This is a genomic window from Sphaerisporangium sp. B11E5 (genome assembly GCF_039871875.1).
Lineage (GTDB): Bacteria > Actinomycetota > Actinomycetes > Streptosporangiales > Streptosporangiaceae > Sphaerisporangium.
In genome coordinates, this window is the sequence record NZ_JBDPMD010000002.1 from 254,051 (window position 1) to 273,890 (window position 19,840).

General features: G+C 73.8%; 17 protein-coding genes. 15 read left to right on the top strand and 2 right to left on the bottom strand.

Features of this window, described 5'->3' with window-relative positions:
* The first annotated feature begins 63 nt into the window (after positions 1 to 63).
* From ABGB17_RS03215 to ABGB17_RS03275, 13 genes are all read left to right on the top strand, one after another.
* The gene (locus ABGB17_RS03215; protein ID WP_347626173.1) at positions 64 to 786 is read left to right on the top strand and encodes a siderophore-interacting protein; all 723 of its coding nucleotides are present in this window, start codon (positions 64 to 66) and stop codon (positions 784 to 786) included.
* A gap of 339 nt (positions 787 to 1,125) precedes the next feature.
* Complete coding sequence (locus tag ABGB17_RS03220; RefSeq protein WP_347626174.1) at positions 1,126 to 2,862, top strand: condensation domain-containing protein; 1,737 nt, start codon at positions 1,126 to 1,128, stop codon at positions 2,860 to 2,862.
* Positions 2,859 to 4,403, top strand: a complete 1,545-nt coding sequence (locus ABGB17_RS03225) for an AMP-binding protein (RefSeq protein WP_347626175.1) — start codon at positions 2,859 to 2,861, stop codon at positions 4,401 to 4,403. The genes ABGB17_RS03220 and ABGB17_RS03225 overlap by 4 nt, the downstream gene beginning before the upstream one ends.
* The gene (locus ABGB17_RS03230; RefSeq protein WP_347626177.1) at positions 4,400 to 5,452 is read left to right on the top strand and encodes a Gfo/Idh/MocA family oxidoreductase; all 1,053 of its coding nucleotides are present in this window, start codon (positions 4,400 to 4,402) and stop codon (positions 5,450 to 5,452) included. The genes ABGB17_RS03225 and ABGB17_RS03230 overlap by 4 nt, the downstream gene beginning before the upstream one ends.
* Positions 5,452 to 6,438 (top strand): phosphotransferase, encoded by a 987-nt coding sequence (locus ABGB17_RS03235; protein WP_347626178.1) that lies wholly within the window; start codon positions 5,452 to 5,454, stop codon positions 6,436 to 6,438. Before ABGB17_RS03230 ends, ABGB17_RS03235 begins: the two co-directional genes overlap by 1 nt.
* A gap of 27 nt (positions 6,439 to 6,465) precedes the next feature.
* Complete coding sequence (locus ABGB17_RS03240; RefSeq protein ID WP_347626179.1) at positions 6,466 to 8,451, top strand: ATP-binding cassette domain-containing protein; 1,986 nt, start codon at positions 6,466 to 6,468, stop codon at positions 8,449 to 8,451.
* Entirely contained in the window at positions 8,448 to 10,208 is a 1,761-nt protein-coding gene (locus tag ABGB17_RS03245; RefSeq protein WP_347626180.1) for an ATP-binding cassette domain-containing protein, read from the top strand. Before ABGB17_RS03240 ends, ABGB17_RS03245 begins: the two co-directional genes overlap by 4 nt.
* A gap of 35 nt (positions 10,209 to 10,243) precedes the next feature.
* Positions 10,244 to 11,449 (top strand): radical SAM protein, encoded by a 1,206-nt coding sequence (locus ABGB17_RS03250; RefSeq protein WP_347626181.1) that lies wholly within the window; start codon positions 10,244 to 10,246, stop codon positions 11,447 to 11,449.
* 2 nt (positions 11,450 to 11,451) lie between these two features.
* On the top strand, positions 11,452 to 11,721 hold the full coding sequence (locus ABGB17_RS03255) for an acyl carrier protein (RefSeq protein WP_347626182.1): 270 nt from the start codon (positions 11,452 to 11,454) through the stop codon (positions 11,719 to 11,721).
* Positions 11,718 to 12,770 (top strand): hypothetical protein, encoded by a 1,053-nt coding sequence (locus ABGB17_RS03260; protein ID WP_347626183.1) that lies wholly within the window; start codon positions 11,718 to 11,720, stop codon positions 12,768 to 12,770. Before ABGB17_RS03255 ends, ABGB17_RS03260 begins: the two co-directional genes overlap by 4 nt.
* A gap of 69 nt (positions 12,771 to 12,839) precedes the next feature.
* Complete coding sequence (locus ABGB17_RS03265) at positions 12,840 to 13,658, top strand: MerR family transcriptional regulator (protein ID WP_347626184.1); 819 nt, start codon at positions 12,840 to 12,842, stop codon at positions 13,656 to 13,658.
* Positions 13,659 to 13,982: 324 nt separating this feature from the next.
* On the top strand, positions 13,983 to 14,615 hold the full coding sequence (locus ABGB17_RS03270; protein ID WP_347626185.1) for an RNA polymerase sigma factor: 633 nt from the start codon (positions 13,983 to 13,985) through the stop codon (positions 14,613 to 14,615).
* On the top strand, positions 14,612 to 15,580 hold the full coding sequence (locus tag ABGB17_RS03275; protein WP_347626186.1) for a CU044_5270 family protein: 969 nt from the start codon (positions 14,612 to 14,614) through the stop codon (positions 15,578 to 15,580). The genes ABGB17_RS03270 and ABGB17_RS03275 overlap by 4 nt, the downstream gene beginning before the upstream one ends.
* 523 nt (positions 15,581 to 16,103) lie before the next feature.
* Here ABGB17_RS03275 and ABGB17_RS03280 read toward each other — a convergent pair.
* On the bottom strand, positions 16,104 to 17,042 hold the full coding sequence (locus ABGB17_RS03280; protein WP_347626187.1) for a hypothetical protein: 939 nt from the start codon (positions 17,040 to 17,042) through the stop codon (positions 16,104 to 16,106).
* Positions 17,043 to 17,205: 163 nt separating this feature from the next.
* On the opposite strand from ABGB17_RS03280, the gene ABGB17_RS03285 reads away from it, so the two are divergent.
* Positions 17,206 to 18,009 carry an acyl-CoA dehydrogenase family protein gene (locus ABGB17_RS03285; RefSeq protein ID WP_347626188.1) on the top strand — a complete coding sequence of 268 codons (804 nt, stop codon included), beginning with the start codon at positions 17,206 to 17,208 and terminating at the stop codon, positions 18,007 to 18,009.
* A complete protein-coding gene (locus ABGB17_RS03290) occupies positions 18,009 to 19,148 on the top strand; it encodes an LLM class flavin-dependent oxidoreductase (protein WP_347626189.1) in 1,140 nt (379 codons plus the stop codon). The genes ABGB17_RS03285 and ABGB17_RS03290 overlap by 1 nt, the downstream gene beginning before the upstream one ends.
* A 63-nt stretch (positions 19,149 to 19,211) precedes the next feature.
* Here the strand turns inward: ABGB17_RS03290 and ABGB17_RS03295 are convergent, their stop codons facing one another.
* The gene (locus ABGB17_RS03295; protein WP_347626190.1) at positions 19,212 to 19,787 is read right to left on the bottom strand and encodes a cupin domain-containing protein; all 576 of its coding nucleotides are present in this window, start codon (positions 19,785 to 19,787) and stop codon (positions 19,212 to 19,214) included.
* Positions 19,788 to 19,840: the final 53 nt, after the last annotated feature.

A 19,840-nucleotide genomic window follows, 5' to 3' on the forward strand; every position in this document is an offset into this window, starting at 1 on the left:
GCACATTAACCTCCATCGTGGCCGCATGAGCAACGTCGATCGCCCGGCCCCGGTGGCCGCGTCATGAACCTCCTGGATCGCGTGCTGCTGTCGGGCACGGTCGAGGAGTGCGAGCCCCTCACCTCGCGCGTGCGCCGCGTCCGGATCGCCGGCCCGGCCCTGCGCGGGCTCGGCTGGGTGCCCGGGCAGCACGTCCGCCTCAAGGTGGGCGACCTGCTGACGCCCCGCGCGGTGCTGAGCGGGTTCCGCGACGTGCTGCGCAGCTACTCGGTCTGGCACTACGACACCGGCGGCGCACTGGAGGTGTGCGTGCTCGACCACGCCGGGGCCGGGCCGGGCGCGCTTTGGGCGCGGCGGGCCGTCGCGGGGCAGCGGGTGCTGCTGACCAGGCCGGAGGGGCGGCTGGTGCCGCGGCCCGGGGCGCCGTACCACCTGTTCGCGGGGGACGAGACGGCGGCGGTGGCGTTCGGCGCCATGCTGCGCGTCCTGCCGGAGGAGGAACGGGTGTGCGGGGCCCTCACCGTCCCCGCCGCGGGCGACCGGCTGCCGTTGCCGCGCTCGGGCGAGCTGACCTGGGTGCACGGGGACGGCGTGGCGGACCCGGACGCGCTGGTGCGGGCGGTCCGCGGGATGTCCCTGCCTTCGGAGCCCGGCACGGCCTATGTCGCGGGGGAGGCGCGGGCGTGCCAGTCGGTGGTGCGGCACCTGGTGCGGGAGCGGGGGTGGCCGCGGGCGTCGGTACGGGTGAAAGCGTTCTGGGCACCCGGAAAGCGAGGAATGGATTAGCCGTTTATGGCGGGTCACGCCCCGCCGGATCCGTTCCGGCTCGCGTATTCCGCCGCCTTACCGGGATGATCCGAATGGTGATACCGGCCCTTGACTGCTCCCAGGACAGTACCTAACCTCCTAGCAAACAACTTTCGGCCGATCTCTGAAACTTTCAGAGGCCGGTGGAGGCGGGATAAAAGCGGAATGCCGGCCGGGAGACCTTGGTAAAGGGCTTCCATTCACAAAGGCGACCATGCCAGCTCGATTCTTGTGCCCGGAATTCATTTCAGTACGGGCCGGTCGATCGATGTGCTTTTCCGTGGCGTGGTTTCCCGTCGTCCTCGAAGGATCAGGGCGGTGAGCGCGCCGGTCCGCTGGGCGGCGCCCGCGCCGGTGCTGATCGAGCAGGAGCCGCTGGCCGTCCCCTTCGCGGGGGCACGCGGCGGCGAGGGCCCGGTGACGCTCGGCCAGACCAACATCCTGTGCTGGCTCGACGGCCAGCCGGTGCACCACGCGTGGATGCGCCGCCCGCTCGGCCCGCCGCCCGGCTGCACGGTCGCGGACGTCACGGCGACCCTCGCGGTGCTGCTCGCCCGGTACGAGGGGCTGCGCACCACGTACGGCGAAGGGCCGGTGCAGCGGGTCGCCGCCTCGGGGGAGTTCCCGGTCGAGCGGTACTCCGAGAGCCCGGGGCCCGGCGAGGCGACGCGGGGCGGGGACGTGCTGACCGGCGCACTCGGCGCGGTGCTGGACGCCCGTCCGCCGCTCGACCCGCGTGAGGCCGCGCTGCGGGTGGCCCTGGTGACCGAGGGGGACGCCGTGCGGGCGGGTGTGGTGGAGTACTCGCACCTCGCCGCGGACCTCCAGGCGGTGGCCGTCCTGGACCGGGAGATCGCCGAGATGCTGCGCGACCCCGCGCTGCGCGAGGCCGGTCCGGTGCGGCACCAGCCCCTCGACCAGGCACACGCGGAACGGGAACCGCGTACGGCGCGGCGGATCGCCGGTGCGCTCGAACACTGGGAGGACGTGCTGCGCGCCGCCCCGCAGTGCGCCTACCCGGCCGCGCGGACCGGCGGGCCGGGTGGCGCGGGGTACGCCGAGATGCGGTCGGAGGCGGCGGCCGGGGCGCTGGCGCACGTGGCGGCGCGCACCGGGCTCAGCCGTACGGCCGTCGTGCTCGCCGCGGTGTGCGCGCTGCTGTACCGGCGCACCGGGCACCCGGAGTGCACACTGGTCACGCTGACGAGCAACCGGTTCGCCCCCGAGGCGGTCGGCTACGTGGGCACGCTGGTGCAGGGCGTGCCGCTACGGGTGGACGCGGACGCCCCGGGCTTCGACGAACTGGCCCGCCGCGCACGCCTCGCCGTGCTCCGCGCCGCCCGGCACGGCCTGTACGACGCGGCGGAACGCACCCGGCTCGCCGAGCGCGTGCAGTGGGAACGCGGCGTGCGGCTCAGCCTCGACCCGGTGTTCCACAGCCGGGTCGCCGGCCCGCCCCCCGGGCCGCCGCCTCCTCTGGATGAGGTGCGCGCCGCACGGTCCCGCACGAGCGTCACCCGGGGGTCCCGGGCCGCCACGGAGGTGACGGTGGCCTTCAACCTGCTCCAGGCCGATGACACGGTACGCCTGCGCCTGCACACCGGCCACCTCGACCGCCTGCCGCCCGGCGCGCTGGAGGACATGCTGCTGGCCGTCGAACGTCTGCTGGTGGAGGCCGCCGCCGGCGACCTGCCGCCCGGCCGCGTCACCGAGGCCCTCGCCGTCGAGCCCGTCCCCGCCGGCTCCGGCTGGCTCCGGGCCGGCTCCTGCTGGGTCGAGCCCGCCGAAGTGCGGCGGCTGCTCGCGGACGTCCTGGCGCCCGCCCCCTTCCTGCTGTCCTGCGACACCGGCCGCCTGGTCGCGTACCTGGCCGTCACCCCCGGGATCGGCACCCCCGCGCAGGCCCACGCCCGCTGCATGGCCGCCCTCCCCGGCCGCCCGACCGCCATGGCCCCGGCCCACTACGTGCTCTGCGACCGCCCCCCGCGTGACCCCACCGACCCCTGCGGCTGGTGGCGACGTCCGGTGGTGGCGGAGGGATCGGGACGCGCATGACGGACCGCGCGACAGAAGGGCACCGGACGCCGCACGCGCGGGTGGGCGGCCGGGCCGGGGAGGTGCGCGGCCGGGCGGCGGATCCGGGTGACGAGGAGACGGTGCTCGGGCTCTGGCTGGCGAACGTGCGCGCCTGTCCGGAGCGGGCCGCGATCCGTACGCGGCGGCGTACGGTCTCGTACCGCGAGCTCGAACGGCAGGCCGCCCGCTACCGGGACGGTATCGCGGCCGTGGCCGCCGGGCCTGTCGTCATCGCGTGCGCGGACCCGGTGGAGACCGTGGCCGCGATCCTCGGCGCCATGGCCGCGCAGCGGCCGTTCGCGCCGGTGGACGTGCGGACGCCGGCCTCGCGGCTGGGCGCGGTGCTGGAGGGCACGCGGCCACGGCTCGTCGTCGCGGACGGCCCCGGCACGGTGGCCATGGGGCGCACCGGGACGAGCCGCCGCGTCGTGACCGCGGGGGAACTGCCGGAAGGGGACACCGACCCGGCGCGCTGGACGGCCACCCGGGACCGCGGGTACATCTACTTCACCTCGGGCACCACCGGCCGGCCCAAGGGCTTCGCCGCCACCCTGCGGGCCGTGGCGCACTTCGTCACCTGGGAGATCGCCGAGTTCGGCGTCACCCCGGGCACCCGGGTCTCCTCGCTCACCTCGCCCGGCTTCGACGCGTTCCTGCGCGACGCCTTCGTGCCGCTGTGCGCCGGGGGCACCATGTGCGCCGCCCCGCGCAGCGCCCTGGCCGGGGAGGGGCTGGCCCGCTGGCTGGCCGCCACCAAGGTGAACGTCCTGCACTGCGTGCCGACCGTGTTCCGCACCCTGCACTCCCTCGCCCTGACCCCGGCCTCCCTGCCGGACCTGCGGACCGTGCTCATGGCGGGGGAGCCGGTGCGGGCCGCCGACGTGCGCTGGTGGCGCGGGCTGTTCGGCGACGGCAAGGACCTCGTGAACCTCTACGGGCCGTCGGAGACCACCATGACCAAGCTCTTCCACCGCCTCACCGCGGCCGACGCGGACGCCGGACGGGTGCCGGTCGGCGTGCCCATGCCGGGTGTCGGCGTCCGGCTGCTCGGCGGGGAGGACGTGGGGGAGGTGGAGCTGCGCGTGCCGTTCCCGCTGCCCGGCTACCTCGGCGGCGAGCCGGGCGGGTTCGACCCGGGGGACCCGCACGTGTACCGCACCGGCGATCTCGGCAGGTTCCGCCCGGACGGCGCGCTTGAGCTGCTCGGCCGCCGCGACCGGCAGGTCAAGCTGCGCGGCGTGCGCGTGGAGCCGGACGACGTGGCCGGGGTGCTGCTGCGCCACCCCGCCGTGCACGACGTGCACGTCACCGTGGAGGGCGAGGACTCGGAGGCCACGCTGCGCGCCTACGTGGTGTGGTCCGGCGCCTGGGACGAGCGGGACCTGCTGCGCCACGCCCGCGAACACCTGCCGTCCGGCATGGTCCCCGCCCGCTTCGTCCGCATGACCGCCCTGCCGAGAACGCTGAACGGCAAGGTCGACCGCGGCGGCCTGCCCCACCACGCGGCGGCCGCCCCGTGACCCGCCCCGTGCTCCCCGGCGGGCTCCCCGCCGTGCCCCCTGCCGCCGCTCCCGCCGTGACCCGCGTCGGCCTGCTCGGTGCCACCGCGATCGCGGCCCGCGCCGTCCTCGCCCCCGCCGCCGCGCTCCCGGGGGTGACCGTGACGGCGGTGGCGGCAGGGGACCACGACCGGGCGCTGAAGTTGGGCGCCGAGCACGGCATCGGGCGGGTGCACCGCACGTACGCGGACCTGCTGGCCGACCCCGAGGTGGACGCCGTCTACGTCTCCACCCACCCGGCCGGCCACTTCCCCCTCGCCCTCGCCGCGCTGCGCGCCGGCAAGCACGCCCTGGTCGAGAAGCCGCTCTGCCTCGGCGCCTGCGAGGCCGAGACGCTGCGCCTGGCGCGGCGGGACGCCGGGGTCTGCCTGGCCGAGGCCGTGATGTCCGCGCACCACCCGTGGGCGGGCGACGTGGACGCCCTCGCCGCGGCCCACGACCTCGGCACCCCCCGTGAGGCGCGCACCGAGCTGGTCTTCGACCGCCGCGACGACCCCGGCTACCGCGCGTTCCCCGAGCTCGGCGGCGGCGCCTTCCTGGACACCGCGCCGTACTGGCTGCGCACCCTCCAGGCGTGGCGGGGCCTGGACGTCACGCGCGCCGAGGGCCGGTCCGCGTTCGACGGCCCGAACGGCACCGACGCCGCGTTCGAGGCCGAGCTCGCCTATCCCGACGGGGTCGTCGCCACGCTGACCTGCGGCCTGCACGGCCGTTACCGCGCCGACCACACCGTCACCTTCGAGCGCGGCACCCTGCGGGTCCGGGACTTCCTGCGGCCCGCGCGGGGGCCGTTCCAGCTCAACGTGCACGTCACCCCCGACGGCGGCCCGAGGAGGACGGTGGGGTACGCCCCCGCCGCCTACTACGAACGGCAGCTCGCGGCGTTCCTCGGCATGACCGCCGACCCCGGCCGGGGCGCCGGCGAGCTGGACGGCGCGGTGCGGCGGACCGCCCTCATCGAGCGGGTGCGGCTGAGCGCGCTGCGTGCGCACGGCGACGGAGGCCGGTGATGGTCCACACCAAACGACGGTTGCCCCCCGAGCAGGTGGCCGCGCTCGTCGAGGCCGCGACCGGCCGGCCGGTGAGGTCCCAGCGGAAGCTGAAGGGCGGCTCGTACGCCGCGTTGTGGCGGGCCACGCTCGACGGCGGCGGCGACGTGGTGCTCAAGCTCGCGCCTCCCGAGGAGGTGGAGCTGCTCACGTACGAGCGGGACATCATGCGCACCGAGGCGATGTTCTACGAGCTCGCGGCCCCGACCGGCGTCCCCATGCCCACGTTGCTGCACGCCGACCTGGACGGCCCGGTGCCGCACCTGGTCATGACCGCGCTGGACGGCGTCCCCTGGTACCACGTCCGCGACTCCCTGAAGGACGCCGACCGCCGGGAGCTGCGCGCCGCCCTCGGCCGGCACGTCGCCGCCCTGCACGGCCTCACCGGCACCACGTACGGCTACCCGCAGTCCCCCGCGTTGTGCGCCCCCACCTGGCGTGAGGCGTTCCTCGCCATGGTGGACGCCCTGCTGGCCGACGGCGTCCGCCACCACGCCGGCCTGCCGATGCCCGTGGAGGAGATCGCGGCCGTCGTGCGGGCCAACGCCGGTGTGCTCGACGAGGTCACCGTCCCGGTCCTCGTGCACTTCGACCTGTGGCACGGCAACATCCTGCTCGACCTGGACGGCGACCGTCCGCGCATCGCCGGCTTGGTCGACCACGAGCGCGCCTTCTGGGGTGACCCGCTGGCCGACTTCGTCTCCCTGGACGTGTTCGGCACCAGCGAGACCGACGAGGACCTGGTGGCCGGGTACCAGGAGGCCGGCGGCCCGGTGGTCTTCACCGCCGGCGCCCGTGCCCGGATCGCCCTGTACCGGGTGTACCTCTACCTGATCATGCTGATCGAGGTGGGCCCGCGCGGTTTCGAAGGTGAGGCGGTCCGTGAGCAGCACGCGTTCACCGGCCGCATGTTGCTCAAGCAGTTCGAGGCGCTGCCGGCGCGGTAGCCCACGGGTTCTCGGGAAAGGCGGAAGATGCGGGAACGGATCGCGCTGCTGGCGTTCCTGCGCGCCGCGGGCCCCGCGCCCCTCGCCGCCCTGAGCGTGATCCTCCTGGTGAGCGCCGCGGCGCCCCCCGTGACCGCGGTCACCATGGCCTACGTCGTGCGCTCGGGCCGCACGGACGTGCTGACCGCCGCCCTCGCGATGGGCGGCGTGGTCCTCGCGTCGCAGCTCGCCCTGGCGTTCCAGCAGCCGGTGACCCAACTGGCCTCCGCCCGCATCGACAGCAGGTTCCGCACCGGCATCGCCGCACTCGCCATGGCCGCCCCCACCCTTGACCTGGTGGAACGCCAGAAGGTCAGGACCCTGATGGCGATGGCGACCGCCGAACCGGACGACTGGGCCACCAAGACCCCCGCCGACGGCGCCCTCGCCCAGCTCAGCATGGCGGCCCGCTGCATCGGCCTGGCCCTGTGCGCCGCCGTCCTTGCCGCCTGGTCCTGGTGGCTCGTCCCGGCCGTGGCGGTGCCGGCTCTGGCCGTCCGCACCCTGATCGGCCGGGGCTGGATCCGCCACTTCCGCGTCTGGGCGGCCGGCGTCCCCCACCGTCGCCGTTTCCTGTACTGGACCGAGGTGGCCACCGCCCCCGCCGAAGCCAAGGAACTGAGGATCTTCTCCGCCCAGAACTGGGCCCTCACCCACTACCACCACCACGTCCACTCCCACCTGACCCCCCTGTGGAGCGACGACCGCCGCGTCATGCGCGACCACTGGCTCCGCGTCGTCCTCGCCGTCGTCCCCCTGACCGCCGTCTTCACCTGGGTGGCCCTGACCACCGCCGCCACGCAAGGCTCCCTGGCCCTGGAAGCCGCCGTCCTCACCGCCGCCTGGTCCACCTACGTCGTCATCGCGAGCACCGGCGACATCATCGCCCTGCGAGGCGCCCTCCCTGTCGTCCGCGCCGCCCGGGAACTGGACCACCTCCTGACCGGGGAGATCCGGGGCACCGCGACTTCATCATCGGCCGGTGCCGGTCCGGCCCCTGAGGCTGGGCCGGTCACGCGAGGGGGCAAGCCCGGCCCGCCCGCCCGGGCGCCCCGCGCGGCCGGTGCCATCCCGGCCGCCGAGGGCGGGCCGGTCACGCGAGGGGTTCAGGAGGGTGCCGGCCCGCTCGCCCGGGCGCCCCGGCCCACCCCCTCCCCATGGGTCCGTGACGCGTCAGCGGCGCAGGACACAGGGAAGCGGCCGCCGCACATCCGGTTCGAAGGGGTGCGGTTCGGCTATCCCGGGGCGGCGCGGGACGTGGTGGACGGGCTGGAGCTGGAGATCAGGCCGGGGGAGCTGCTGGCGCTGGTGGGGCTCAACGGGGCGGGGAAGTCCACGGTGACGGCCTTGCTCGCGGGGATGTACCGGCCGGACGCGGGGCGGGTCACCGCGGACGGTACCGACGTCGCGGACGTGCCGGGGTGGGCGTACAGGCTGGCCGTGGTGCATCAGGACTTCGTGCGGTACCACCTGTCCCTGGAGCGCAACGTCGTGCTGGGGGAGCCGGACAGGGACGCGTACGAGGGGGCCGTCAGGGACGCGGGGCTGAGCGGGCTCGCCGAGCGGCTGGGGGACGCGCCGCTGTCGACGGCGCAGCCGGGCGGGGTGGACCTGTCCGGCGGGCAGTGGCAGCTCGTCGCCCTGGCCCGGGCGCTGTACGCCGTCCGCACCAGGGCGAGCGTGCTGGTGCTGGACGAACCCACCGCCCACCTCGACGTGCGCACCGAGCACGAGCTGTTCCAGCGCCTGTCCGGCATCGTCCGGGGCCGCAGCGTCGTGCTGATCTCGCACCGGCTGGCGACGGTCAGGCAGGCCGACCGCATCGCCCTGCTGGACGGCGGCCGCATCGCCGAGTGCGGCACCCACGAGGAGCTGATGGCGCAAGGGGGGCGGTACGCCGGGATGTGGCGGCTCCAGGCCCGGCGCTTCGCCCAAGGCTACGACGACCGGCTGGAAGCGGGAGGTGTGCGATGACCGGCTACCTGCGCGTGTGGCGCACGATGCTGGCCCTCTGCCTGCGTGAACGCCCCCGCGCCACCGCCGCCCTGCTCGCCGCAACTCTCGTCTCCACCGGCGGCGTCGCCGCGCTCGGCCTCACCCTGAAGCTGCTCGTGGACGCCACCCAGGCGGGCGACCGCACGACCATCGTGCTCGCCGCGACCGGCGCGGCCCTCGCCTTCGGCGCCCACTGGGGCCTCGGCCTGCTGGTCCACCTCATGACGGTCAAGCTGGTGGAACGGGTCAGCCTGTCCCGCGTGGAGCCGGAGATCATGACGATCTGCGCCGGCCTCCCGGGCATCGAGCACCTGGAACGGCCGGAGTTCCTCGACCGCGTCACCACCCTGCGCGGGAAGAGCGGCGCGCTCGTCGACTCGGTGTGGGCCGTGCTCCAGGCCGCCGCCTCCGCGCTCGGCCTCGCCGTCACGCTGGCCGTGCTCGGCAGCGTCAACCCCTGGCTGCTGCTCCTGCTGGCCTGCGCCGCCGGCCAGCTCTGGCTGGAACGCCAGGGCAAACGCGGCGTCGCCGCCGCCGACCTCGCCGCCGCCCCCGACCTGCGGCTGCACCGCCATCTGTACCACGAGGTCTGCACCGAGCCCGCCGCGTTCGCCGAGGTGCGGACCGGCGGCGCGGCGGGCGACCTGCTGGCCCTGCAGGAACGGGCCTGGCACCGGGCCGCCGCCGTGCGCTTCCGCGCCGCGCTGACCGCCGCCGCGTGGTCGTCCGCCGGGTGGGTGCTGTTCGCGGCGGGTTTCGCCGGCGCCATCGCCCTGGTCGCGTCCACCGGCTCTCCCGGCCAGATCGTGCTGGCCGCGACGGTCGGCGCGCAACTGCGTGGCGTCGTGGAGGCGGTGCTGCGCCGCTCGGCCCAGGCGGGCGGCCACCGCCGCGTGATCGCCCCGTACCTGTGGCTGCGCGACTACGCCGCCACGCACCGGGACGGCGGCGGCGAGGCGCCCCCCGATCGGCTGCGCGACGGCATCGAGCTGGCCGGGGTCACGTTCACCTACCCCGGCGCGGCGGCCCCCGCCGTCCGCGACGTGTCGGCGACGCTCCCCGCCGGCGCGGTGGTCGCCCTGGTCGGCGAGTACGGCTCGGGCAAGACCACGCTGGTGAAGCTGCTCGCCAAGCTCTACCGGCCCGGCTCAGGAAGGATCACCGTCGATGGCGCCGACCTGGAACGCCTGGACACCGCCGGCTGGCGGGCCGCGTCGAGCGCCGCCTTCCAGGACTTCGGCAGGTACCAGGCGACCTTCGCCGACGCCGTCACCATGGGCGCCGATCACGGCGACCTGGCCGCCGCGATCGCCGCCGCGGGCGCGGACACCCTGGTGGACCGCCTGCCGCAGGGCACCGGCACCCTCCTCGGCGCCCGGTTCGGCGGCGTCGAGCTGTCGGAGGGCCAGTGGCAGAAGGTCGCCCTCGCCCGCGCCTGCGCCCGCCCCGCGCCGCTGCTGTTCGTCCTGGACGAACCCACGGCCTCGCTGGACGCCCCGAGCGAGCACGCCGTGTTCACCGGTTACATCCGGCGGTCCCGCGCCATCGCGGCGGCCACCGGGGCGATCACCGTCATCGTGTCGCACCGGTTCTCCACCGTCGCCGAGGCCGATCTGATCCTGGTCATGGCGCACGGCCGGCTCGCCGAGATCGGCACACACGAGGAGCTCCTGGCCGCGGGCGGCGGCTACGCCACGCTGTACGGCGTGCAGGCCACCGCGTACGCGGCCGGGTAGCGGCCCTTCCCCTTCCAAGCACCCGGGAGACGCACGTGACCCCCCACCACAGCGATCGAGTCTTCACCGAGAACCGATCCAGCAGGACGCTGACCCCGGTGGAGTTCGCCGACGTCAAGCGCAAGGCCGCGCTGCGGTCCAAGACCCGGCGCCGGATCGGCGAGGACGCCGGCTACGCCACCGACCTGCCGCAGGAGCTCAGCCTCCAGTTGACCTACGCGTGCAACCTGCGCTGCATCCACTGCTACCAGTGGAACGAGCAGGGCTTCTTCCGCGAGTTCGGCATCGAGAAGGTGCGCAGCGAGCTGGACATCGCGATCCTGGAACGGCTGCTGCGCGAGACCGCCGAGCTCAGGCCGAAGACGTTCCTCTGGGGCGGCGAGCCGCTGATGTACCGCGGCTTCGGCGAGCTGGCCGACCTACTGGTCCGGTACCCCCGCAAGGTCAACATCTGCACCAACGGCCTGCTCGTCAAGCGCAACCTGCCCCACCTGCTGAAGCTCGGCGACAACCTCAACCTCACCGTCAGCCTGGACGGCCTCGGCGCCGACCACGAGGCGCTGCGCGGGCCCCGGTCGTTCACCCGCACCGTCGACAACATCAAGGCCGTGCTCGACCTGCGCCGCAGCGGCGAGTACCAGGGCGAGATCACCGTCAACTGCATGGTCAGCAACGAGACCGTGGGCCGGCTGTACGAGTTCATGGAGTGGGCCGAGGACCTCGGGGTGCACTCGGTGTACTTCCAGCTCCCCTGGTACATCAGCCCCGAGGTCGCCACCCGGATGGACGAGGTGTACGCCCGGGACTTCGCCTGGCTGAACCCGCCGCCCGCCCCCGGCACCGCCACCTGGCACTCGTACACCTACCACATCACCCCCGAGAACGTGCCGGTGCTGCACGAGTCCATGCGCAGGCTGTCGGAGCGGGTCTGGCGGGTCTGGATCCGCTACCAGCCCGAGGTCACCCTCGGCGACGTCACCGGCTTCGTGCTCGGCGAAACCGGCCCGGTCGCGCGGCGCTCCAAGTGCCTCGCGGTGTCCAACCGGCTGGAGGTGCACGCGGACGGCAAGGTGAGCTCCTGCAAGTTCTTCCCCGAGTTCGTCGTCGGCGAGATGGGCGACGGATCGGTCACCGACGTCTGGCACGGCGAGACGTTCCGGCGGGTGCGCGCCACGCTGCGCTCCACCGGGCTCATGCCGGTCTGCTCGAAGTGTTTCCTGCTCTACGAGAACGGAGTGTGACCATGGACGAGACGACGGGCGCGGTGCTCGTGCGGGTGAAACAGCTTCTCGCCCGGGCCCTCGGCGACGAGACGAGGGCCGAGCACATCCGCGACGACGACGACGTCATCCAGGGGCTCGGGCTCGACTCGGTGCAGCTCATCGGGTTCCTGCTCACCATCGAGGACGAGTTCGACCTGGAGCTGGACTTCGACCGCCTGGAGATCGACGGGCTGTACTCGGTGCGGGCCTTCTGCGATTTCGTGGTGTCGCACGGCCCTGTGCACACGTGATCGCGATCCTCACCTCCGGGCCGGGGCTCGGCGTGCACGTCCCCGGGCTGCTGCTGAACCGGCGGCTGGCCGAGCGGGGGGTGCGCAGCCGGGTGGACGTCTTCGAGGCCTCCTGGCCGCCGGAGCGCAGGGAGCGGATCGCGGCGAGCAAGCAGGCGTACCAGCGGGACTTCCGGTACGCCCGGCTCGGGCAGCGGCTGTTCCGCGACCTGTCGGAGGAGGCCGACCCCGCGGCGGTGGACGGACTGCTGCGCGCGTGGCGGGACGACGGGGTGGACCGGCTGGTGGTGTTCGGCGGGTTCTGGCTCCCCGTCGCCGCCCGGTACGCGGCGCAGGAGGGCGGCCGGGTGGACGTGTGCCACGTGGACTCGGTGCGCTCGCCGTCGTTCGCCCGCCAGCAGGAGCCGCCCGCGTTCCGTGACGTGTGGTTGTTCGACGCCGCCGGCGTGGACATCCCGTGGACGATCCCGCCGTCCACGAGCCCGCCCGTGCCGTGGCCCGCCCGCGGGGACCGGTACGTCGCGCACGGCGGCGGGTGGTGCATGGGGACCTACCGCCAGCACGCCGGGGAGCTGGCCGCCTCGGGCGCGTGCCTGGACATCGTGGTGCCCGCCCTGGAGGACGCCGCCGGGGCTGGGCCCGGCACCCGGTTCTTCATGATGGACCCTCGGTGGAGCCCGTGGCGCGACGCCGGCTTCCCGCCGTTCGGCGAGGTCGTCGGCGGGCGGCCCCCCGCGTACACCCGGCACGACCGGCACCATGGTTCGCTCACGCTGGTGCGGGAAGCGCGGGCCGTCATCTCCAAACCCGGCGGGGGCACCCTGCTGGACGCCTTCCACTCGGCCACCCCCGTCGTCTTCCTCGAAGGCTTCGGCGAGCACGAGGAGCACAACGCGAAGTTGTGGACCGGCCTCGGGTTCGGCATGACGTACGAGGCGTGGCGGGACACCGGCTTCGCGCCGGAGCCCCTCGCCGAGATGCACCACGCCCTCCTGCGGCGGCGCGGCGAGCCACGCGACTACCCGGCCGCGCTGGCGTCCGGGGAGTGACGGATTCTGTCGTACCGCCCTGGCATCGTTGACCCTGACACTGTGTGAGGCCGTACACCAGAAGGCGTCATGTACAACATCGGAGATTTCGCCCGCATCGGGCGGGTGTCGGTCCGCATGCTGCGGCACTACGACACCCTCGGCCTGCTCCACCCCGCCAAGGTGGACGCCGCCACCGGGTACCGCTACTACGAGGCCGGCCAGTTGTCCCGGCTCAACCGCCTGATCGCGCTGAAGGACCTGGGCCTGACCCTCCAGCAGGTGGGCCTGATCCTCGCGGACAAGGTCGGCACGGACGAACTGCACGGCATGCTGCGCCTGCGGCGCGCCGAGCTGGCGGCCCAGGTGGAGGCGGACAACCGGCGGCTGTCCCGCGTCGAGGCGAGGCTCCGGCTGATCGAGACGGAGGGCATCATGTCCACGGACGTCGTCATCAAGAGCATCCCCTCGGTGCGCCTGGCCGAGCTGAGCGCCGTGGCGGAGAGCTACGCGACCGAGCACATCGGCCCGGTGATCCAGCCCCTGTACCCCGAGCTGATGCAGATGATCGAGGCCGCCGGCGTCGCCATGACCGGCCCCGCCATCGCCTACTACGAGCCGGTCCCCGACGGCGTCCGCGTCCACGCCGGCTTCCAGGTCACCCTGGACCCCGGCAAGACCTACGACTTCGACGTGGTGGACCTCCCCCCCATCGAACAAGCCGCCACCGCCATCCACCACGGCCCCATGGACGAGGTGGGCTCCACCATGCAACACCTGGCCAAGTGGGTGGAGGAAAACGGCTACCAGAGCACCGGCTTCGCCCGCGAGGTCTACATCCAGTACGGCCACGGCAACCCATCCGACTGGGTCACCGAACTCCAGGAACCCGTCACCGGCCCCGCATGACCCCCCACACCGCGCCGGCCCACCCCACCTCATGCACGCACCGCCGCGGTGAGCACCAACCTTCCCCGACGGCCTCCCGGACACCCTTCGGGTGTGGTGCAACCGTGGGCCGGGCGAAGCATGGAGTGATTCACCTTTGCTCGAACGACTCACCGCGCTCGGCATCCCGCTGACCGCCGCGGTGGTCGTCGACCGCCACCCGGCGGGTTCGCCGATCGCGACGGCCGCTTCGAGTGTGCACAGCCGTGCGGCCGGCCCGGCGTGTCTCTCGGTGCCGCAGCCTTCCGTGGGAACCTCACGGAGGGCTGCGGCTAAAGGACCGGTGTGAATACCACTTCGGAGCGGGAGGCCGCCGGCGCGGATCCCTCGGTGGCGGGCGGTGAGGGCGGGGTTCCCGACTCCGCGGTCATCGAGGCGTCGTTGCGGGTGCCTGAGCGGTTCGCCGAGTTGTTCGATCGGCATGCGGGGGCGTTGTACCGGTACGCCGCGCGGCGGCTCGGGGCCCAGCACGCCGAGGACGTGGTGGCGGAGACGTTCACCAGGGCCTTCGAGCGGCGGCAGGGGTACGACTTCGGGCGCACCGAGGCGTTGCCCTGGTTGTACGGCATCACCACCAACGTCATCGGGAGCCATCGGCGGGCGGAGGTACGGGCCTACCGGGCCCTCGCCCGCACCGGGGTGGACCCGGCGGCGCCGGGGTTCGACGAGCAGGTGGTGGCTCGTGTCGCCGCCGGCGCCACCCGGGGACGGCTCGCCGCCGCCCTGGCGCGGCTCACTCAGGGGGAGCGGGACGTCCTGCTGCTCATCGCGTGGGGGGACCTCACCTACGAGGAGACGGCCCGCGCCCTGTCCGTGCCGGTCGGCACCGTCCGCTCCCGCCTGTCCCGCGCCCGCGGCAAGCTCACCCGGGCACTCGGTGACGGGAACACGACCGACGTACCCGGGGAGACCTCATGAACGACCTCGACCTCATCCGTGACCTGCGCTCGGAGGTGCCGGACGACCCGGCGGCCCTGGCCTCGGCCCGGGAACGCCTGCTCGCCGCGATGACGACCCCGCCGGGCCGCCGCCGGCCACCGCGCGGCACACCCCTGCGGGTAGCCCCGGCCGCGCCGCGCCGCCGGCCGCTGCCCCTCGTCGCGGTCGCCGCCGCGGTCGTCACGGGCGTCGTGGTGGCGTGGAACGCCGGCGTCCCCGCCCCGGCCGGGCCGGGCGCCGTCACCACGGAATGGACCCCCGCGGCCGGTGTGGAGTCGCTCGCGGCGCGGGCCACTGCGGCGGCCGAAGGGACAGACATGTATCCAGGGCCCGGCCAGTGGCTCTACATCAAGGGCCTGACGTACCAGCCCGAGCGGGGGCCGGGCTCGACACAGACCCACGAACGCTGGACGAAAGGAGACGGCACCCAGACGGCCCGCCGCTCCACCGGAGCCGATCACCCAGGCGCCCCGCGCCCCATCGGCAGCGGCGGGCTCGTCACCTCCCCCACCGCCCCAGGGCACCCCCGCTGGGACCCGGCCTACCTGCGCACCCTCCCCCTGTCCCCCGGAAACCTGGCCGCCCGCCTACGCGCCGACCGCGAGCCTTCCCCCCCAGGCGTCCCGGAAGCGGTCACGGCGTTCATGCAAATCCAACTCCTCCTCCAGGAAGCCTCCCCACCCCCCCGCCTACGCGCCGCCCTCTACACCGTGTTGTCCCGCCTCCCCGGCATCGCCCTGGAGGACCGGGTACGCGACCTGACCGGCCGCGAAGGCGTAGGCGTCTACCTGGACCGCCAGGACGGCACCCGCCACGAGATCATCGTGGACCCATCCGGCTACACCTACCTCGGCGGCCGCTCACTAAGCCCAAACGGCGAAACCATCGCCGCATGGACAGAACTCACCCGAGGCGTCGTCACCCACGCGGGCGACGTCCCCTAGGTAGTACACGACACAGGCCAGCCGGGGTGCCGGCTGGTCGGGCTGTCGGTTGGTCGGGCTGTCGGCTGATCGAGGTGCCGGTCGGTCGCGGTGCCGGTCGGTCGCGGTGCCGGTCGGTCGCGGTGGCGGGCCCCAGCCCGCCGAGCACGAACGGGCCGCCGAACCTCCACGACCAACACCGCTAACCTGAACATCCCCCCACCCGGCCAGACCCCAAAACCACGCCGCCGGAAGGCGGGCCGCCCGCCCCTGGACTCTTGGCGGGCCTCAGCCCGCCGAGCACAATGGGCGTCCGGTCGGTACGGCGTCCGGTCGGTACGGCGTCCGGTCGGTACGGCGTCCGGTCGGTACGGCGTCCGGTCGGTACCGCGTCCGGTCGGTACCGCGTCCGGTCGGTACCGCGTCCGGTCCGGAAGAGTTCAGAGGAGGGGGGTCGACTCTTGGAGGTGGCGCGGGGTGGGGCGGGCACGGTGGGGTGGAGTCGGGTGGGTCGTGTTTTTTGGGGGGGCGTGGGAGGGCTGGGTCAGCGGTACTCTTCCTGTTTTTCTGTGATGCCTCGGATGTCCAGTGCGATGTGGGTCTGGATGCCGCCGGGGAGGGTGGTGCCGGCGGCGCGCCAGGTGCCGTGTTCGTCTGGGCGGACCTGGAGGTTGGCGCCGAGGAAGAGGACGACGCCGGCTGTCGCGAGGGCCTGGAGTTCGGGTAGCCAGGTGGGTGGGGGGCCGTCGCCGACGAAGCGGGTGAAGCCGTCGAGCCAGGGGTCGCCGTGGGGCTCGCCGAGGTGGTCGCGAAGGGTGCGGGCGGCTACGGCGAGGGCCAGGTCGGGGCTGTGGGTGCGGTCGGTTCGGCGGGTGAGGTCGGCGTCGAGGTAGCCGTGCATCCAGCGGCGCAGGCCGGCCGCGTCGCCGAACTTGATGCCGTCGAGCGGCCGGTCCACGCGGGACAGGTTGAGGCGGTCGGCGAAGTGGGGGACGGCGCGCCGGATCAGGGCGCGCATCGCCTTGCTGTCCCATTCCTCGGCGGCGTACGCCGTGGCGAACTCCGCCCACGTCATGCGTACGCGCCCGGGGTGGCCGTTGAGCAACTCGTGGTAGTAGGCGTACGCCAGGTCCTTGGCGACCAGCGGCCACACCTCGCGCCGCCACCGGTACGTCCGCCGGGGCAGCTTCCCGGGAGTGGCGAACCGCGGCGCCGGCACGGGCGCGGCCACCAGCGGGTACCGGATCGCGGCGCGGTACGGCACGCCGCGGCCGGAGCCGAGGTGGATGACCGGCTCGGCGCCGCCGGGCAGGTACGCCACCCGGCCGTGCCCGTCGCGGGTGAACGTGCCACCGCGCCCTTCGGTGAGCGCGGTGAGCAGCGTGGGGAGGCCGGCGCCCATGCCGCGGACGATCACGGGTTGCCCGGCCGGCACCCGGTCCGGAGTGAGATCCGGTGCCGGACGGTCGAGTAGCTTCCCCATGGCCGCCTTCCCCGCGCCCGAATTACCTACATAAACAGTAGGAAAAGTAAGTATGGCTGTCAACGCCGCACAGTCTGCCCTGTCTGCAGATTGACAGAGAAAGCCGAGTTTTCCTACCGTATATATGGGTTGAACGCCTGCGTGCAGAGGGCTGGGTAGTCGGATGACACTCGTGATCGGCTCCGAGGCCGAAGCCATCGAAGTGGCCATCGAGTTGTCCGGCCACTTCGCCAAGGACTCCGCGGAACGGGACGCCATCCGCAGACTCCCCCGAGCCGAGCTGGACCTGCTGCCGGACAGCGGCCCGTTCGGCGTCAGCGTGCCGCGCGAGCACGGCGGCGCCGGCGCGACCGCGGCGACGCTCGCCGGGGTGTTCAGACCGCTCGGACTCGGCGACCCCGACATCGCGCGGATCCCGCTCAGCCACATCGTCCACGTCGACATGCTGCGCGGGAACGCCACCCTCGAGCAGCGCCGCTTCTTCCACGCCGAGGTGCCGGCGGGCCGCAGATCCGGCAATGCCCGGTCCGAGGCGGACACCCGCCACGTGCGGGCCTCCCGCACCTGCCTGCGACGCGGTGGAGCACGTCCGCACCAAGTCCCGGTCGTGGTCCGAGAGCGGCGCCGGGACCGCCGCCGAGGAGCCCCGGGCTCACCGACGACAGCGCGGCGGAGGCGTCCATCGCGGTGGCCATGGCGAAGGCGCACTTCGACGGCACCGCGATCGAGCTCGGGAACGCCATGTTCGAGGTCTCCGGTAGCCGCGCGGTGGCCGTGGCCGAAGCGCACACCGCGATCGAGCTCGCGGAGGCCGTGTTCGAGGTCTCCGGCACTCGCTCCCGCCTGGGCCGTCTCAACCTGCGACACCAGGACGCACACCCGGCACGACCCGGTGCGCTGGAAGATCCAGCACGTCGGCAGGTACACGCTCAACGGCACCCGCCCGCCGAGACACGGAGTCATCTGATGAAGTTCCACTGGTTCCTGCCCACCAACGGCGACAGCCGCTCCATCGTCGGCGGCGGCCACGGGACAGCCGCCGGGACCGCGGGACGGGACCGGCCGCCGACGCGCGGCTACCTCGGCCAGATCGCCCGCGCCGCCGAGGACCTCGGCTTCGAGGGCGCGCTGACCCCCACCGGCTCCTGGTGCGAGGACGCGTGGCTGACCACGGCGTTCCTGGTGGGGGCCACCGAGCGGCTGAAGTTCCTCGTGGCGTTCCGGCCGGGGTTCGTCAGCCCGACGCTGGCCGCGCAGATGGCGGCCACCTACCAGTGGCAGTCGGAGGGCAGGCTCCTGCTGAACGTCGTCACCGGCGGCGAGGCCCACGAGCAGCGCGCTTACGGCGATTTCCTGGACAAGGACGCCCGCTACGAGCGCACCGCCGAGTTCCTGCACGTCGTGCGGGAGCTGTGGCGCGGCGAGACCGTCTCCTACGAGGGCCGGCACCTGCGCGTGGAGGAGGCGAGACTGGCCCGGCTGCCCGACCCCGTGCCGCCGCTGTACTTCGGCGGGTCCTCGGCCGCGGCCGGACCGGTGGCGGCGCGGCACACCGACGTGTACCTGACCTGGGGCGAGCCCCCGGCGGCGGTGGCCGGGAAGATCAGGTGGATCATGGGGCTGGCCGCCGACGAGGGCCGCGCCCTGCGGTTCGGCATCCGGCTGCACGTCATCACCCGCGACACCTCGCGGGAGGCGTGGGCGCAGGCCGGGAAGCTGCTGGACGGCATCGACCCGGCCACCGTCCGGGAGGTGCAGGCGGGGCTGCGGCGCAGCGAGTCCGTGGGGCAGCGGCGCATGCTGGAGCTGCACGGCGGCTCACGGGACGGTCTGGAGGTCGCGCCCAATTTGTGGGCCGGCGTCGGCCTGGTGCGCGGCGGGGCGGGGACGGCGCTGGTCGGCAGCCACGAGGAGGTCGCCGACCGGATCGCCGAGTACCACGAGCTCGGCATCTCCGAGTTCGTCCTGTCGGGCTACCCGCACCTGGAGGAGGCGTACTGGTTCGGCGAGGGCGTGCTGCCGCTGCTGGAGCAGCGGGGGCTGTGGCGCCACCCCGCCCGGCCCGCCGTGGTGCGGCCGGCGCCGGTGCCGTTCGCCGCGTCCTGAGACCCGCACGGGCCGGCGCCGCCCCTGATCGGCACCGGCCCGTGGCCCGAGGTCCGGCGCCGCTCAGCGGCGGCCGGCGACGATGGTGTCGAAGTCCGGGATGCGCGAGGAGACGGGGTTCCCGGTGAAGGCGCCGACCCAGCCGTCGTCGTCGTGGAAGAAGCGGATGGCGGTGAAGTCCGGGTTGGTGCCCATGTCGAACCAGTGCGTGGTGTTCGCCGGGACGCTGAGCAGGTCGCCCGGCTCGCACAGCACGGCGTGCACCTTGCCGTCGACGTGCAGGTAGAAGATGCCGGAGCCGCTGACGAAGAAGCGCACCTCGTCGTCGTCGTGGGTGTGCTCGTTGAGGAACTTCTGGCGGGCGGCGGCGGCGCGCTCGGCCCAGTCGGCGGAGTCGTCGGGGTGGAGCTGCGCGACGTCCACGAAGGTGTAGCCCTCCTCGGCGACGACGCGGGCCACCTCGTCGCGGTAGGCCTCCAGGATCTCGTCCTGGCCCGCGCCCGCGGGGACGTCGTGGACGTCCCAGTGCCGCAGGACGACGCCGATCTCCTTGAGGGCGGCGGCGATCTCGGCGGGGTCCTCGGTGGAACGCAGGGTCTCGGGGCTGTCGCTGTCGGTGTACACGTTCAAGTACGTCATGGTTCGATTGTGCTCCCATTCGGACAACTGGCTAAACCCTACATGCAAAGTAG